This is a genomic window from Blautia sp. MSK.20.85 (assembly GCF_013317245.1).
Taxonomy (GTDB): domain Bacteria; phylum Bacillota; class Clostridia; order Lachnospirales; family Lachnospiraceae; genus Blautia_A.
Genome location: NZ_JAAIUN010000005.1, coordinates 59,227 through 75,028, shown reverse-complemented (window position 1 = coordinate 75,028; position 15,802 = coordinate 59,227). Strand labels below are relative to the sequence as shown.

Below are 15,802 nucleotides of genomic sequence, written 5' to 3'. Positions count from 1 at the left end.
AAATGCAGCTATGCTCATAAAAATAGACAGATATCAGAAATCTGTCGAATAACAGAAAAGTTACCAATACAAAAAAATTCCGGATCGAAAGATTCGGGATTTTTCTTTACATACAAACAGAAAGCTATTATAATGAAAGACACGCTTTGCCCGTTTAAAACGTTGCAGAAATAAATACAAACAACGGGCAGAAAAAGAGAACAAAACGATCACATGGGGTGATTTGGGAAAGGAAACAGTAACATGATAGTAACAATGATCGAAAAGGTCTATACATTTCTGTGGGGAGATCTGATAAGGATCCCGCTTCCGGGAGGAAGTACGCTGGGAATCTCACTTCTGATCCTGCTTCTGATTCCGACCGGTATCTATTTTACCATTAGGACAAAGCTTCTGCCGATCCGTCTTTTTCCGGATATGGTACGAGCCCTGTCAGAAAAGAAAAGTGACAAAAATAATCTTTCAGCATTTCAGACGCTGATCGTATCTACAGCTACCCGTGTGGGAATGGGAAACCTGGTCGGTGTGGTAGCTGCGATCTCAGCAGGAGGTGCAGGAGCGGTATTCTGGATGTGGATCACGGCGCTGATCGGTTCCTCTACTGCTTTTATCGAAGCAACCCTGGCACAGCTCTATAAAGAAAAGGATCCTCTTTATGGTGGCTACAGGGGCGGTCCTGCCTACTATATCCACCGTTACTGGGAAGAAAAACAGGGCAGAAAACGAAAAAAGGTTCTGCTTTCCGTTCTGTTTGCTATTTCCGGCTTGATCTGCTGGTGTGGGATCAGTCAGGTTATCAGCAATTCCGTCACGGCGTCTTTCAAAAATGCTTTTGATATTCCGCCGATGTATACTACCATCGTGCTGGTAGTGATCGCAGCTGTGATCGTGCTTCGGAAGAATGCAACGGTTAAAGTTCTGGATCTTCTGGTGCCGGTGATGGCAGTGCTTTATTTTGTGATCACGCTGTTTATTATATTTACAAATCTTGGAAGTATGCCGGGAGTATTTAAACGGATTTTTGAAGAAGCTTTCGGATTTCGTCAGGCTGTTGCCGGCGGATTTGGCGTCGTGCTGATGAACGGAGTAAAAAGAGGCCTTTTTTCCAATGAGGCTGGAAGCGGCTCTGCTCCCTGTGCAGCAGCGGCAGCAGAATGTGACAGTCCGGTAAAAGCCGGATTTGTCCAGGCCCTGGGTGTATTTGTGGATACGATCGTGATCTGCAGCTGTACAGCTATGATCATGCTTTTGGCCCCGGAAGATCTGGTACAGGGGCTTTCCGGAATGGGACTTCTTCAGACTGCCATGCATTATCATATGGGGCAGTTTGGAGTGATCTTTATTGCTGCAACACTGTTTATGTTCAGCTTTTCCACATTCCTGGGAATCCTGTTTTATGCAAGAGGCAATGTGGCCTATCTTTTCGGTGATAACTGGGCATCCCAGACAGGGTATAAAGTACTGGCCCTTGTGATGCTGTTTATCGGCGGGATCGCAGCCTATACATTTGTGTGGGATCTGGGAGATGTGGGAATTGGTCTGATGACGATCTTTAATATTTTCATGTTATATCCTCTTGGGGAAAAAGCACTGAAAGAACTGAAGATTTACGAAGCAGAGAAAAAGAAAAAATAAAACAGATAAAAAGTCCGGCGGACTGTGACAGAAAAATGTCATGGTCCGCCAGAAAACTGTTTACAGACCCGGAAACTATATGGTAATATATCAAAGTAAAGCGATAAAAGAATAAAGAGTTCTGATGGCTATGCATATATACGTTGTGTATATGTAATGTGGATAAGACATAGATCAGGCTCTGTGAAATACCAGCGGTCAGCTGGATGAAGAGGAGGATATGAAAATGTATATTACATGTCTGGACGTAGAAGGTGTACTGGTACCGGAGATCTGGATCGCATTTGCAGAGGCAAGCGGAATCCCGGAGCTTAAGAGAACAACCCGTGATGAGCCGGATTATGATAAGCTGATGAACTGGAGACTTGGAATTCTGAAAGAACATGGTCTGGGACTGAAAGAGATCCAGGAGACTATTGCAAAGATCGATCCCCTTCCGGGAGCAAAGGAATTTCTGGATGAGCTGAGATCTTTTTCCCAGGTGATACTGATCAGTGATACCTTTACACAGTTTGCAACTCCGCTGATGGAGAAGCTTGGACGGCCCACACTTTTCTGTAACACTCTGGAAGTGGCAGAGAACGGAGAGATCACAGGATTTAAGATGCGCTGTGAGAAATCCAAGCTTACGACTGTAAAAGCACTGCAGTCTATGGGATTTGACACCATTGCGAGCGGAGATTCCTACAATGATCTTGGAATGATCCAGGCAAGTAAAGCGGGATTTCTTTTCCGCAGTACAGAGCAGATTCGTGCAGATCATCCGGAAATTCCGGCCTATGAGGAGTATGATGAACTGCTTGCCGCGATCAGAGAAGCAATGAAATGAAGAAGGGAAAGTCGGAATGATCAACGAAAGAATTGTGATCGAAGAAAAAACAAAGGACTATAATGAGGCATGGATAGAGACCTATTTCTGGCAGGAGTCGGAAGAACTCTATCCGGGACAGAAGCGTCCGGTCATAGTGATCTGTCCGGGCGGAGCTTATTGCATGACTTCTGACAGAGAGGCAGAAGCCATTGCTGTCCGGTTTATGGGAATGGGCTATCACGCAGTGGTACTTCGTTATAGTGTGGCACCTGCCAGATATCCGGTGGCCCTCCGTCAGCTGGCAAAAACAGTAGCTCTTCTCAGAGAGAACAGCGATAAGTGGCATATTGAAAAGAATAAGATTATTGTGTCCGGTTTTTCGGCAGGAGGCCATCTGGCAGCTTCTCTGGGAGTATTCTGGAATACGGAGGAGCTTGCAGGGATCACGGGAATGGAAAACGAGAGGATCCGTCCCAATGGCATGATCCTGAATTATCCGGTGATCACTTCAGGGGAAGTTGGTCATGAAGAAAGCTTTCGAAATCTTCTGGGAGATCGTTATGAGGAGCTGAAAGATCGGATGTCTCTGGAATTTCAGGTTACGGAAGATACACCCAGAACCTTTATCTGGCATACCTTTGAGGATCAGACGGTGCTGCTGGATAATACACTTCTCTTTGTTCAGGCACTTTATAAAAAGGGCATTCCAGTGGAGTATCATGTTTTTCCGCAGGGACCCCATGGGATCGGCCTGGCAAATGAGCTGACTGCCAACGAAAACGGCAGAGGGATCGCAAGAGCCTGTGAACCATGGAGTGAGCTTGCAGGAAAATGGCTGAACCGAGAATTCCCATGGTGGAATGGGGCAAAGATCGAAAGATAATACGAGACTGCTGTGTCGGATAAAATATCCTTTTTACCGGGAAACCGGTAGAGAGGGTATTTTTTATGATTGTGATGACTGCTGTATTTGTCGGCTGTTTTGTCTGGCTTATCTGATGATAAAAGCTATGCAGGGCTTTGATGTGGATCTGGATCAGTATTCACATTGCAGAAAGAAAGGAATTTTGATAATTATGGATAAAAATCAGATTTTTATTACCAGTGGTACGGAATATAAAAGAATGACAAAGGAGCTTCTGGAAAAAGCGGATCTTCAATCTCATATCGGGGACAGAAAGAAAAAGATCGGGATCAAGCCGAATCTGGTTTCTCCTTCAGAGGCTTCCTGGGGTGCAACGACTCATCCGGAAGTGGTTGCAGGAATTATCGAGTATCTGAAGGAGCATGGCTTCCGGGATATGGTGATGCTGGAGGGATCCTGGGTAGGAGATAAGACAAGGGAGGCCTTTGAGACCTGTGGCTTTGACAGGCTTGAGGAAGAGTATCAGGTGCCGTTCTGGGATATGCAGAAGGATAAGGGTATTTCTGTGGACTGCGGCGGAATGGAGCTGAATGTCTGCGAGCGGGTAAAGGAGCTTGATTTTCTGATCAATGTGCCGGTTCTGAAAGGCCATTGTCAGACAAAGATCACCTGTGCCCTTAAGAATATGAAGGGGTTGATCCCAAATAAGGAAAAGAGACGGTTTCATTCTCTGGGGCTTCATAAACCCATTGCTCATCTGAATATGGGGATACAGCAGGACTTTATTGTTGTGGATAATATCTGCGGGGATCTGGATTTTGAGGATGGCGGAAATCCTGTCGTGATGAACCGGGTGATGGCTGCCTGTGATCCGGTTCTTGTGGATGCATATGTTTGTCAGATGATGCATTATGAGGTAGCTGAGGTTCCTTATGTGAAGCTGGCAGGTGATCTTGGCGTGGGCTGCTCAGATATTTCCAAAGCAGATGTCAGATTTCTGGAGGATGGTGCGGATCAGAGGATGCCGGTATCCAGAAAGGTTGTGGAGCTTGCGGATGCCGTGGAGGAAGTGGAATCCTGCAGTGCCTGCTACGGGTATCTGATCCCGGCATTGGAGATGCTGAAGGAAGAGGGGCTTTTTGAGAAGCTGGATGAAAAGATCTGCATCGGACAGGGGTATCGTGGTAAAACGGGAGTGCTTGGTGTGGGACATTGTACCTGTAAGTTTCAGAATTATGTGGAGGGGTGTCCGCCGTTGGAGGGGGATATATATGAGTTTTTGAAAGAGTATATTGGCGAACGGACGCCTGGGAAGTGACAGTCCTCCGGGCCGGACTCCGTCGGGGGGTGTTGCTAAGGTTCCGTGAGCCGGCTAAAACCATTGCGGAAGGGCCCAGAACTCGCCTTCGGCTCAAACAGCTGGGCCCTTCCGCAATAACGCCGTCTCCCGCAACCTAACCATCATCACCCCTCCTCCGTAGCAGCCCGGAGGACTGTCACTTCCCCGGCTGGCGTTTCAGCCGGAGAGGTGGAAGCGGATGCGTGGTGTCCTGTCCTTACGTTTTGATGAGTTGAGCGTCCGCAGTTGGAGGTGTGGGAAGGATAGCGTCTGGTCAATAAATATTTTGGTGTTGTTCAATGTGTTGGAATGGTGGGAAGGATACGTCTTCTTGTTGAAAGGTGTTATGCCGATGAGATCGGCACAGCCTGGCGTTTTAAACAAACGCAGAATCCATCGCCCTGTCAGTAACGTAACATGACCAAAACGTACGATTTCTAGCGGGGCCTGAGGGAAGGGGTGCAGGGGAGGGGAAACGGCCTTTCGCAACTACGAGTGCTTCCCCTCCCCTGCGGTTTCACTTACGCTTCCAAAGCGTAAAAACATTTTTCAGAAAAAAATTTTCAGAAAAAAGAATCCTAAAGACATCTCTTTACAATCTCAATAATCTGCTCCATAGAAAACCGGCTGCTGTCAATACAGAGATCATACTGTGTCATATCCAGCCATTTGCTGTCTGTAAAGTATTCATAGTAAGCCTTTCTCTCTTTATCCATTTTTTTGACCAGCTTCCGTGCGCTGGCTTCTTCTCTGCCGGTACGGCGTATCACATTCTGAACTCTTTCCTCAAAAGGTGCATGGATAAAAAGTTTAAGAGATTTATCCTTCAGGATATTGGTCGCACAGCGGCCGACAATTACGCAGTCCTCTCTCTGCGGAAGGGACAGGATGATCTTTCTCTGGAGATCATAGAGCACATCGTTCATTGGTACAAAAGAGAAATTATCTGTAAACTGCAGCTCACTGTCAACGGGAAATACCCACTGACTGGCTTTTTTCTCGTCTACCTTTGCCAGGGTGTCGAAGGGGATATTGTTTTTCTTGGCAGCCATGTCGATCAGTTCTTTATCATAAAAACCGATGTCCAGGTTTTCAGCCAGAGTCTTGCCGATAAGGCGTCCGTTGCTTCCAAACATACGATTGATGGTGATAATACGTTTTGCCATAAAGATACCTCCTTTATTTCGGACCGGAAGCAGGAATATCTGATTTCCGGTAGTTTTTCTTACTTCTTTTATAACATATTTCAGTAAAAAATACCAGAAAATAATACATAATACTTAAAATAATATTTAATATACACAAAAACGACGGTAACAGACAGAAAATATAATTAATTATCCGTATTTACATATGAAAAATATCATACCTTTTTCACCGGGTTTTCACAGATCACACAAAGACTTTACACATTTTTCTTTTAAAATATTTTAAAACAGAGAGAACATACATAGCATATTTGGAGGTTAAGGAAAATGAAACGACGACGTAAAAGGCTTATGGTGATCGTCCCGGTGGCGGCTGTCTGTGTGGCAGGTGCGGGAACTGTGCGATATTTTAAAGTGGCGCATACGAAGCCGGTGCAGAAAAAAGTAGCGAAAACGTAATCGGCGGAGGCGAAAAAAGGGAACCTTTCCAAGACAATTGTGGGTACCGGTAATCTGGACCTGGCAGAAAATGCGTTTACAGAGCTCCTGATGGAACGCTTTGAGCAGGACGAAGACGCTTTTTCCATTGTGGATCAGTCAGAGATCATGGAAGCCATGTCCGGTGTCACCAACACCATGTCTCTGATGATCGGTGTACTTTTTGACCTGTATCCGGCTAACAAGGCAGCATCCAGGAAGCCTATTGATGCGCTTCGGTATTCCGGCTAAAAAGAAATTATAATAACGTGATTTGTGAGATGGATTTTTTGTCAGAACAAATCGCGTTTTTTTATCTGGAAATCCGCACATTGATAAGGTATAATCTATAACAGTTAGAGGAATATCTCTGCCGGGAGGACGGAACTGCCGGCAGGGAACTGCCGAGAAAGGGATGACAGTAAATTTGAACATCGTGGAAAAATGTGTTTCATGCCTGAATATAAAAGAATCTTATGATCTGGCCAGGCGCATGGAACAGGAAAAAACAAATCCGGTTCTGGGATACCGTACAGCAGGCTCCCTGGCAGAGCGAAAAACCGGAGATATGCTTTTGGAAGAAATGAAAAAAGCCGGTCTCACACAGGTAGAAAAAGATAAGATCCGTGTGGATGCATGGGAATTTAAAAAAGCTGTGATGCGCTGCCATGACAGAGAGGGAACCTGCCGGGAGATCCAGCTTGGCGCATATCAGACAGATTTTAAGACCAATGGCTTTCAGAGGTTTGATCTTGTATATCTTGGAAAGGGTACAGCTGACGAATATAAGGATATCGATGTGAAAGGAAAGCTGGTTCTTATCGAGATCAATCAGAGAGAAGAATGGTGGATCAACTACCCGGTGTATCAAGCACACCTGAAGGGTGCAGCAGCTCTGATCGCCGTACAGAGCAGAGGATACGCACAGATCGATGATACGGCTTTGAATGCACAGGATATCGCAGGACCTTCCTGTGCGCCTGCATTTTCCATGTCACGGGCAGATTTTCTTATGATCCGTCAGTTGATGGAGGAAAAAAATGAGAATGGGAATCGTGTTCCGGAGCTTTCCGTGGAATTTGATGCGGACACAGAGGTGATCAAAGACCAGTATACCTACAATATCGTTGGCAAAATCCCGGGAACCGATTCGGATTCCATGATCCTGTTAAGTGCTCACTATGATTCCTATTTTGAGGGATTTCAGGACGATAATGCGGCAGTGGCCATGATCATTGGAATTGCCAGGGCGCTGCTCCGTGGTGGCTATAAACCTCGCCATACTATTGTGGTATGTGCTCTTGCAGCAGAAGAATGGGGGATTTCCGACACAAAATATGACTGGTCCACAGGTGCTTACCGCCAGGTATTTGAGGCGAGACCGGAGTGGCAGGGGCACGTGATCGCAGATCTGAATTTTGAGCTTCCGGCTCATGCACACAGTACCAGAGATGCAGTACGATGTACCTATGAGTATGCGGATTTTGTGCGCAGCTTCGTGGATGCTGTGCAGATGCCGGAGGGGATTTATCCGGAGGGCATGACCACGTTGTATCCCATTGAAACCTGGTCTGATGATTTTACCATGGCTATTTCCGGGATCCCGTCCATGGTCAATGATTTCAGTGGTGGCCCGTTTATGGAAAATTATTATCATTCCCAATACGATAACCAGGATGTTTATGAGGAAGAGGTATACAGATTCCATCATGAATTTTATCTGAAACTTCTTCTGGCTATTGACAGCCTTGCTCTGCCGCCAATGGATTTCGGGCGGGTACTGGACCAAAGTATTAAGACCCTGGATACGGATCTGTGTATGCAGATCGGCGCCGACAATACACTCCTTCTGAAAAAAACAGAAGAGGCAAAAAAAGCGGCTGCCATCCTTGCAGAGCAGGTGCGCCGTTTCAACAGCATTCCGGAAGAAAAACGTAACTGGAAAAAAGCCGATGCCATCACCGAAAAACTTCTCGGCGTATTCCGGAAATCCCAGGATTATCTGGTGCGCCTGGACTGGGATGACAATGTGATCTTTCCGCAGCAGGCAGTGCAGAACAATCTTTATGCACTGAAGAAAGCGATGGGATATCTGGAAAAAGGAGAGATCGCACCTGCGCTGGAGGCTTTTTACAGTATTGACAACAACTGTTATGCCTTTCAGTTTGAGCGGGAAGTCTTTTATCATTTTACGGAATATATCTTGAAGCAGTCCCCGGATCGCCTGATGTGGGGAAAGGGCAGGATCATCCATCATGAGAACCTTTATGATCTTGTGGAAAGGCTGAAGGAAAAGAAGCCGGGTGACAGTCTGGAGGCGGAAAAGCAGAGCCTCAAGGAAGCCTGGGAAAGACAGAAGCGTTATTATGCCGATGATATTGAATATCTGATCCGTGCAGCGGAAAAGCTCAGGAATCTGATCTGCGAGGTCAGTGATATGTTTGAAAAAGGAACAGAATAAAACCATACCTGGAGGAAAGAATGGAAAGCCAGAATTTATACCGAGTGAAAGAAGAAGATCTGGATAAGCTGATCCGGATATTGACCGTATGTTTTTCGGAGGATCCTCTGTATCATGCACTGATCCCGGACAAAGATACCAGAGAACGGCTGATGCCGGAGCTTTTTACCTGTGATCTTACGGAGTTTTTTGAGACCTGCGAGATCTATGCAGACAGCAGTGAGCTGAACAGTATCCTGGTAGTATCCGATGGAACGGAGCATGAAGCAGCCTTACATAATCTGATGGTGGATTTTTTTGCCCTTCTGAAAACAGATGGCTATCTGATCAAAGAGGATCCAAGTCTTGCGACCCTGCGGAAATTCATCCAGGGAAAAGACTATCTGAATTCCAGCTGGACTTCCCAGCTTCATACAGCAGAAAGGCTTCATGTGATCTATCTGGCAGTGGCGCCGAAGATGCAGCATCACGGTCTTGCTGAAAAGCTGATGGATGAGGTGATCGATTATGCGGACAGGCATAAGCTGATGATCTCTCTGGAAACCCATAATCCGGCAAATGTTTCCATGTATGAGAAATTCGGATTTAAATTATACGGCATTGTACAGAAAAAAGGATTTGATCTGAAGCAGTACTGCATGATCAAACAGGCATAGGAGGAATTACGATGAAACGAAAATGGTGGCATGACAAAGTGGTATATCAGATATACCCCAAGAGCTTTTATGATTCCAACGGAGACGGGATCGGAGACATCCCGGGAATCATCAGCAAGCTTGATTATCTTAAGGAACTGGGAGCAGATATCCTCTGGCTTTCCCCAATCTATAAATCTCCCCTTGCAGACCAGGGATATGACATTGCAGATTATTATGCGATTGATCCGAGGTTTGGGACCATGGAGGATATGGATCGTCTGATCGCAGAAGCAAAAAAAAGAGAAATGTACATCCTTATGGATCTGGTGGTAAATCACTGCTCCGATGAGCATGAGTGGTTTCAGCAGGCCATTAAGGATCCGGACGGAAAGTATGGAAATTTCTTTTATATCCGGGACAAAAAGGATGATAAAGCTCCCTGCAACTGGAGAAGCTATTTCGGTGGTCCGGTATGGGAAGAGCTTCCGGGACATCCGGATAAACAGTATCTCCATGTATTCCACAAGAAGCAGCCGGATCTCAACTGGGAGAATCCTGAAGTAAGAGAGGAAGTCTACAAAAACATCCGCTGGTGGATGGAAAAAGGGCTTGGCGGATTCCGTATTGATGCCATTATCAATATCAAGAAGAAGCTTCCGTTTTCCGATTATCCTGCCGATCGTGCAGATGGGCTCTGCAGCGTCGAGAGGATGCTGGAGGAGGCAGAAGGGATTGGAGAATTTCTGGGAGAGATGGCTGAGAAGTGCTTTCATCCCTATGATGCTTTTACTGTAGGAGAGGTCTTCAATGAAAAGGAAGATGAGATCAAAGATTTTATCGGAGAAAACGGATATTTTTCATCCATGTTTGATTTTGAAGAAACCTGTTACGGAAAGAGCGAGGATGGCTGGTATGCATCCAAACCGTACCTGACTCCGGAAGAGTACAAGAAGTGTATTTTCCATACACAGAAAAAGATTGGGGATACCGGCATGATCTCCAACATTATTGAGAATCATGATGAGCCAAGAGGTGTCTGTCACTATATTTCTCCGGAAGACCGCTGTCCGGATTCAAGGAAGCTCCTGGCAGGTGTTTATTTCCTGCTGAAAGGAATTCCGTTTATTTATCAGGGGCAGGAGATCGGTATGGAAAATATGGAGTTTACTTCTATGGATCAGATCGATGACATCAGTACCATCGATGAATACCAGGTAGCGCTCCGTGCCGGATGCAGTGAAAAAGAAGCGCTTGATGCTGCTTCCGCATTTTCCAGAGACAATGCCAGAACTCCGGTACAGTGGAGCGCAGAGAAAAATGCGGGATTTTCAGAAGGAGAGCCGTGGCTTGGTGTCAATCCCAATTATAAGGAGATCAATATAGAGTCTCAGTTAACGGATAGTAACTCCCTCCTTTCTTTCTACAAAAAGCTGACTGCACTGAGAAAAGCTCCGGAATATAAAGAAACGCTTGTATACGGAACATTCGCTCCATATCAGGAAGAACAGAAGAATCTGATCGCCTATACAAGAAACGGTGAGAAAAATCTTCTGATCCTGGGAAATATGCAGGCACAGTCACAGAAGGTATCTTTGCCGGGAGAAGTAAAAGAGGTGCTTCTGAATAATCAGAAAGCTGTGGAGATCACAGAAAAAGAGATCATTTTGAAACCGTATCAGTTTATCGTTCTGGAGACCGCTGTCTAATGCGGCGTCAGAACAGCAGAGAAAAAAACAATAGCTATTTAGCTGACAGTCTGTTAAAATAAATGTTCGGCTGAAAAAACAGCCGTAAAGAAAGAGAATGAGAATTCAGAAGGGAATAAAGTATGCTGAAGATAAAGAATTACGTAAAGGCAGAAAGCCTTGAACAGGCATATGAACTGAACCAGAAAAGAACAGCCTGTGTGCTGGGCGGTATGGTCTGGCTGAAAATGGGAAACCGGAACATCATGACAGCCATTGATCTGTCAGGTCTTGGGCTGGATACTATTACAGAAACAGAAGAAGCATTTGTGATCGGCTGCATGACACCACTTCATGCGCTGGAAACCCACAAAGAGCTGAATGCCTATACAAACAGTGCTATCCGTGAAAGTGTACGGCACATTGTGGGTGTGCAGTTTCGAAACTGTGCCACAGTGGGCGGAAGTATTTTCGGAAGATTCGGATTTTCCGATGTACTGACCATGTTTCTGGCACTGGATACCTGGGTGGAGCTGTACAATGGCGGAACCATTCCGCTGGCACAGTTTGCATCCATGGAAAAGGATAACGATATCCTGGTAAATATCATTGTAAAAAAACAGCCGCTGAACAGTGTGTACTTAAGTCAGCGGAACAATTCCACAGATTTTCCCGTGCTCACCTGTGCGGCCGCTCTTATTGACGGAAAAGCAAGAACTGTCATTGGGGCCAGACCCGGAAAAGCAATGATCGTGGAAGATGAAGAGGAAATTTTAAAAGATTTTGTACAGATGAATGCACAGCAGAAAAAGGATGCAGCAGCATCTTTTGCCGCATATGCGGCGGAACATGTTCCTACAGACAAGAACATGCGTGCTTCAAAAGAATACAGAAGTCTTCTTGTGAAAGTCCTTACAAGAAGGGCCTGGGAAGAGATCGGAGGGAGAGCAGAATGAATATCACTTTCTGGCTGAATGGTGTAAAACGGCAGGCAGAGGTACGTCCGGATGAACTGCTTCTGGATTTCCTGCGGAAAAACAGCTGTTACAGCGTAAAACGTGGCTGTGAGACTGCAAACTGTGGTCTCTGTACTGTGCTGATGGATGAACGTCCGGTACTGTCCTGCTCCATGCTGGCTGCCCGCGCAGACGGGAAACGGATCGTGACTCTGGAGGGAATGCAGGAGGAAGCAAAGGAATTCGGCGCTTTTATGGCAAATGAGGGAGCAGAGCAGTGCGGCTTCTGCAATCCGGGATTTATCATGAATGTATTTGCCATGTTAAAGGAACTGGAAGATCCCACAGAAGAGGATATCCTGGAATATCTTTCCGGAAATCTGTGCCGTTGCTCGGGATTTGTGGGACAGACCAGAAGTATCCTGAAATTTCTCGACTATAAAAAAGGACAGGAGGAAGGAAAATGAAATACGTAAACAAGCCGGTGCCAAAAACAGATGCAATGTCGCTGGTAACCGGAAAACCGGTCTATACCGATGATCTTGCACCTTCTGACTGCCTGATCGTCAAGATCTTAAGAAGTCCTCATGCCAATGCCTGGGTGGAAGAGATCAAGACAGATGCTGCAAAGAAGATCGAGAGAATTGCCTGTGTTCTGACCTATGAGGATGTTTCCCACAAAAGATTTACTCTGGCCGGGCAGACAGCGCCTGAGATCAGTCCATGGGATCGTTATATCATAGATAAGCATGTGCGTTTTGTAGGGGATCCGGTTGCCATCGTAGCCGGTGAGACAGAAGAGGCAGTAGATAAAGCCCTGAAGCGCATTAAGGTAAAATATCGTGTGGAGGAAGCGGTTCTGGATATCCACACAGCCAAGGATAATCCCATTCTGGTGCACCCGGAGGATGACTGGTATATGCCGATCCCGGCCGGCGGAGATAATAAGCGTAATCTCTGTTCCTCCAATGTAGAAGAAGTGGGTGATGTGGATGCCATGCTGGAAAAATGTGCGTATACAGTAGACCAGGTTTACCACACAAAGGCAAATCAGCAGACCATGATGGAGACCTTCCGTACCTACTGTTATATGGACCATTTTCAGAGACTGACGGTGGTTTCTTCCACCCAGATCCCGTTCCATATCCGAAGGATCGTAGGAAATGCGCTGAACATTCCGTCTTCCAAAGTTCGTGTGATCAAGCCTCGTATCGGCGGGGGCTTTGGTGCAAAACAGTCTTCTGTCAGTGAGGTTTTCCCGGCACTGGTAACATGGGTTACCGGGCGTCCGTCCAAGATCGTTTTTTCCAGAAAGGAATCCATGATCGCGTCTTCTCCGCGTCATGAGATGGAAGTCCATATCCGTATGGGTGCGGACGAAAATGGTATCGTAAAGGCCATCGATCTTTATACCCTTTCCAATACCGGCGCCTATGGAGAACATGGACCCACAACGGTCGGACTTTCCGGACATAAATCTATTGCGCTGTACCGTCACACAGAAGCGTACCGTTTTGCTTATGATGTGGTTTATACCAATATGCAGGCGGCAGGCGCTTACCGTGGCTATGGTGCCACACAGGGTATTTTTGCCGTGGAGTCTGCGGCTGATGAGTTGGCTCATAAGATGGGTATGGACCCGGTAAAATTCCGTGAGCTGAACATGCCGATGGAAGGAGAAGCACTTCCGGGATATCCGGATGTACCGATTAACGGCAGCTGTACCATGGATAAATGTCTTGCCCGTGCAAAAGAAATGATCGGCTGGGATGAAAAATATCCGTTCCGTGATATGGGCAACGGAAAAGTACGTGGTGTCGGTATCGCCATGGCTATGCAGGGATCTTCCATTGCGGGGATCGATGTTGGCGGAGCAGATATCAAATTAAATGAGGATGGTTCCTATACACTGGCTCTTGGCTGTTCCGATATGGGAACCGGATGCGATACGATCCTTGCACAGATGGCAGCAGACTGTCTGGATACTGATATGAAAAATATCGTGGTGTTCAGTGTGGATACGGATATTTCTCCTTATGATTCCGGTTCTTATGCATCTTCCACAACTTATGCCACCGGAAATGCGGTGATCCAGGCCTGCGGAGAGCTCAGGAAGAGAATCCACGCTTTTGGTGCACAGATGCTTGGTGTATCTGAGGAAGAATCTGATTTTGACGGAGAAAAAGTCCGCACAGAAGATGGAAAAGAGGTGACGCTGCAGCAGATCGCGGGAAAAGCGACCTGTGGAGTCTGCAGTGAGCTTCAGGTTGTAAAAGAATATTCTTCTCCGATCTCTCCGCCACCGTTTATGGCAGGAGCTGCCGAGGTGGAGATCGACAAAGAGACCGGACAGATTGACGTTATTGACTATGTAGGTGTGATCGACTGTGGAACCCCGATCAATCCGAACCTTGCCAGAGTGCAGGCAGAAGGCGGTATCGGTCAGGGTATCGGAATGGTCCTGTATGAGGATGTGCAGTATACAGACAAGGGAAAGATCCGGAACAATTCGTTCATGCAGTATAAGATCCCCAACCGTATGGATATCCCGAAAGTACGGATCGAGTTTGAGAGCAGTTACGAAAAGACCGGCCCATTCGGTGCAAAATCCATCGGTGAGCTTGTAATCGATACACCTTGCCCTGCGATTGCCAATGCCGTTTACAATGCAACCGGTGTCCGTGTCCGTGAACTCCCGATCACTCCGGAAAAAGTTGCGATGGGAATTCTTGAGCAGGAAGCCGGAGAGAAGAAATGAATATGGTGATCAAATGTCTGCTGGCAGCTTTATGGCTGCTGGCAGTTCCGTGGGCGGCCGGAGGGGTAGTCCTCTGTAAAAGTAAAAAAAGTTCGATGGGAATGAACCTTCTTGCAGGATATCTTATGATGTTTTCCTTTGCAGAGATTTTGGCGCTGGCGGCAATCTGGGCTAAACTGCCATTGCATGTCCTGAAATACAGTCTTGCCGCTGTAATGGCATCAGCTGCTGTTTTGGGGATTGTCCTGGCACTGGTAAAACGGAATGGTTTTACGGGAAATGGTGAGAAGACGGGCAAAATGTCTTTTTATTTTGTTGTAGCTGCAATACTGATCTTACTCCAGCTTGTGGCTGCTTCATTTTTGGCTCATATGGATGCGGATGACGCTTTTTATGTGGCAACAGCTACAACATCTGTCCATACGGATACCGTTTTTTCCATTAATCCGTATACCGGATATTCCTATACACGATTACCAAGCAGGTATGTTTTGTCGCCGTTTCCGATATTTCTTGCAGTGATCAGTTCTCTTGTAGGACTTCATCCGGCAATTGTGGCGCATGTGATATTTCCTGTAGTCTTTATTTTTATGGCATATCTGGTTCTGTATCAGTATGCGAAACGGTGGTTTCCGGAGGATGAACATGCGAGGGGGATCTTTATGATCTTTTGTGCGGTACTGATCTGGTTTTCGGCATATTCCGTTTATAATTCTGAGAATTTTCAGATGATCCGTATCTGGCAGGGAAAAGCATGCCTGGCATCGGTTTTTCTACCTCTGCTTCTATATCTTGGCATAGGTATCATTCTGGAAAAAGAACAGGAATATTCATGGCTGCTGCTTTTACTGGCAGATATTTCTTGCTGCCTCCTTTCTTCCATGGGAATTATTCTGGCCTGTATGATGCTGGTGATCCTTCTGATCATGGGACTGGTACGGTTTCACAGTCTGCAGAAAGCAGCATGTACGGCTTTGTGCTGTCTGCCGTCGCTGCTTCTTGGACTTGTGTATATTATGATCCGATAGG

At 46.3% G+C, this 15,802-nt stretch carries 14 protein-coding genes; 13 read left to right on the top strand and 1 reads right to left on the bottom strand.

The genetic code is table 11. The features are described from left to right. The first annotated feature begins 243 nt into the window (after positions 1–243). The 4 genes from G5B12_RS04285 to G5B12_RS04270 all read left to right on the top strand — a co-directional run bounded on the left by G5B12_RS04285 (position 244) and on the right by G5B12_RS04270 (position 4,629). The gene (locus G5B12_RS04285; RefSeq protein WP_119248185.1) at positions 244–1,635 is read left to right on the top strand and encodes an alanine/glycine:cation symporter family protein; all 1,392 of its coding nucleotides are present in this window, start codon (positions 244–246) and stop codon (positions 1,633–1,635) included. 226 nt (positions 1,636–1,861) lie between these two features. Further along, positions 1,862–2,464, top strand: a complete 603-nt coding sequence (gene thrH, locus G5B12_RS04280; protein WP_174087799.1) for a bifunctional phosphoserine phosphatase/homoserine phosphotransferase ThrH — start codon at positions 1,862–1,864, stop codon at positions 2,462–2,464. Positions 2,465–2,480: 16 nt separating this feature from the next. Then, positions 2,481–3,329 carry an alpha/beta hydrolase gene (locus tag G5B12_RS04275; protein WP_174087798.1) on the top strand — a complete coding sequence of 283 codons (849 nt, stop codon included), beginning with the start codon at positions 2,481–2,483 and terminating at the stop codon, positions 3,327–3,329. A 193-nt stretch (positions 3,330–3,522) separates the two neighbouring features. Continuing rightward, positions 3,523–4,629: a DUF362 domain-containing protein gene (locus G5B12_RS04270; RefSeq protein ID WP_144100637.1), complete on the top strand. Its 1,107-nt coding sequence runs from the start codon at positions 3,523–3,525 to the stop codon at positions 4,627–4,629. Positions 4,630–5,228: 599 nt separating this feature from the next. Here G5B12_RS04270 and G5B12_RS04265 read toward each other — a convergent pair. Then, on the bottom strand, positions 5,229–5,816 hold the full coding sequence (locus G5B12_RS04265; protein WP_021650917.1) for a cytidylate kinase-like family protein: 588 nt from the start codon (positions 5,814–5,816) through the stop codon (positions 5,229–5,231). Between the two features lie 309 nt (positions 5,817–6,125). On the opposite strand from G5B12_RS04265, the gene G5B12_RS17795 reads away from it, so the two are divergent. The 9 genes from G5B12_RS17795 (at position 6,126) to G5B12_RS04225 (ending at position 15,801) form a co-directional block, all read left to right on the top strand. After that, positions 6,126–6,257: a hypothetical protein gene (locus tag G5B12_RS17795; RefSeq protein WP_255493873.1), complete on the top strand. Its 132-nt coding sequence runs from the start codon at positions 6,126–6,128 to the stop codon at positions 6,255–6,257. Positions 6,258–6,296: 39 nt separating this feature from the next. Further along, entirely contained in the window at positions 6,297–6,527 is a 231-nt protein-coding gene (locus G5B12_RS04260) for a hypothetical protein (RefSeq protein ID WP_174087797.1), read from the top strand. A gap of 163 nt (positions 6,528–6,690) precedes the next feature. Further along, a complete protein-coding gene (locus tag G5B12_RS04255) occupies positions 6,691–8,736 on the top strand; it encodes a M28 family peptidase (protein ID WP_244096038.1) in 2,046 nt (681 codons plus the stop codon). 20 nt (positions 8,737–8,756) lie between these two features. Beyond that, complete coding sequence (locus tag G5B12_RS04250) at positions 8,757–9,392, top strand: GNAT family N-acetyltransferase (protein ID WP_174087796.1); 636 nt, start codon at positions 8,757–8,759, stop codon at positions 9,390–9,392. A gap of 11 nt (positions 9,393–9,403) precedes the next feature. After that, a complete protein-coding gene (locus G5B12_RS04245) occupies positions 9,404–11,080 on the top strand; it encodes an alpha-glucosidase (protein ID WP_174087795.1) in 1,677 nt (558 codons plus the stop codon). A gap of 122 nt (positions 11,081–11,202) precedes the next feature. After that, entirely contained in the window at positions 11,203–12,015 is an 813-nt protein-coding gene (locus G5B12_RS04240; RefSeq protein ID WP_173754264.1) for an FAD binding domain-containing protein, read from the top strand. Then, on the top strand, positions 12,012–12,482 hold the full coding sequence (locus G5B12_RS04235; RefSeq protein WP_015524717.1) for a (2Fe-2S)-binding protein: 471 nt from the start codon (positions 12,012–12,014) through the stop codon (positions 12,480–12,482). Before G5B12_RS04240 ends, G5B12_RS04235 begins: the two co-directional genes overlap by 4 nt. Next, positions 12,479–14,773 carry a xanthine dehydrogenase family protein molybdopterin-binding subunit gene (locus G5B12_RS04230; protein WP_174087794.1) on the top strand — a complete coding sequence of 765 codons (2,295 nt, stop codon included), beginning with the start codon at positions 12,479–12,481 and terminating at the stop codon, positions 14,771–14,773. Before G5B12_RS04235 ends, G5B12_RS04230 begins: the two co-directional genes overlap by 4 nt. Then, a complete protein-coding gene (locus G5B12_RS04225) occupies positions 14,770–15,801 on the top strand; it encodes a DUF6077 domain-containing protein (RefSeq protein ID WP_021978179.1) in 1,032 nt (343 codons plus the stop codon). The genes G5B12_RS04230 and G5B12_RS04225 overlap by 4 nt, the downstream gene beginning before the upstream one ends. Position 15,802: the final 1 nt, after the last annotated feature.

Excerpts from the sequence above, each read along its gene's own strand:
- G5B12_RS04285 (WP_119248185.1), top strand. The coding sequence starts at position 244 with ATGATAGTAACAATGATCGAAAAGGTCTATACATTTCTGTGGGGAGAT.
- thrH (WP_174087799.1), top strand. The coding sequence starts at position 1,862 with ATGTATATTACATGTCTGGACGTAGAAGGTGTACTGGTACCGGAGATC.
- G5B12_RS04275 (WP_174087798.1), top strand. The coding sequence starts at position 2,481 with ATGATCAACGAAAGAATTGTGATCGAAGAAAAAACAAAGGACTATAAT.
- G5B12_RS04270 (WP_144100637.1), top strand. The coding sequence starts at position 3,523 with ATGGATAAAAATCAGATTTTTATTACCAGTGGTACGGAATATAAAAGA.
- G5B12_RS04265 (WP_021650917.1), bottom strand. The coding sequence starts at position 5,816 with ATGGCAAAACGTATTATCACCATCAATCGTATGTTTGGAAGCAACGGA.
- G5B12_RS17795 (WP_255493873.1), top strand. The coding sequence starts at position 6,126 with ATGAAACGACGACGTAAAAGGCTTATGGTGATCGTCCCGGTGGCGGCT.
- G5B12_RS04255 (WP_244096038.1), top strand. The coding sequence starts at position 6,691 with ATGACAGTAAATTTGAACATCGTGGAAAAATGTGTTTCATGCCTGAAT.
- G5B12_RS04250 (WP_174087796.1), top strand. The coding sequence starts at position 8,757 with ATGGAAAGCCAGAATTTATACCGAGTGAAAGAAGAAGATCTGGATAAG.
- G5B12_RS04245 (WP_174087795.1), top strand. The coding sequence starts at position 9,404 with ATGAAACGAAAATGGTGGCATGACAAAGTGGTATATCAGATATACCCC.
- G5B12_RS04240 (WP_173754264.1), top strand. The coding sequence starts at position 11,203 with ATGCTGAAGATAAAGAATTACGTAAAGGCAGAAAGCCTTGAACAGGCA.
- G5B12_RS04235 (WP_015524717.1), top strand. The coding sequence starts at position 12,012 with ATGAATATCACTTTCTGGCTGAATGGTGTAAAACGGCAGGCAGAGGTA.
- G5B12_RS04230 (WP_174087794.1), top strand. The coding sequence starts at position 12,479 with ATGAAATACGTAAACAAGCCGGTGCCAAAAACAGATGCAATGTCGCTG.
- G5B12_RS04225 (WP_021978179.1), top strand. The coding sequence starts at position 14,770 with ATGAATATGGTGATCAAATGTCTGCTGGCAGCTTTATGGCTGCTGGCA.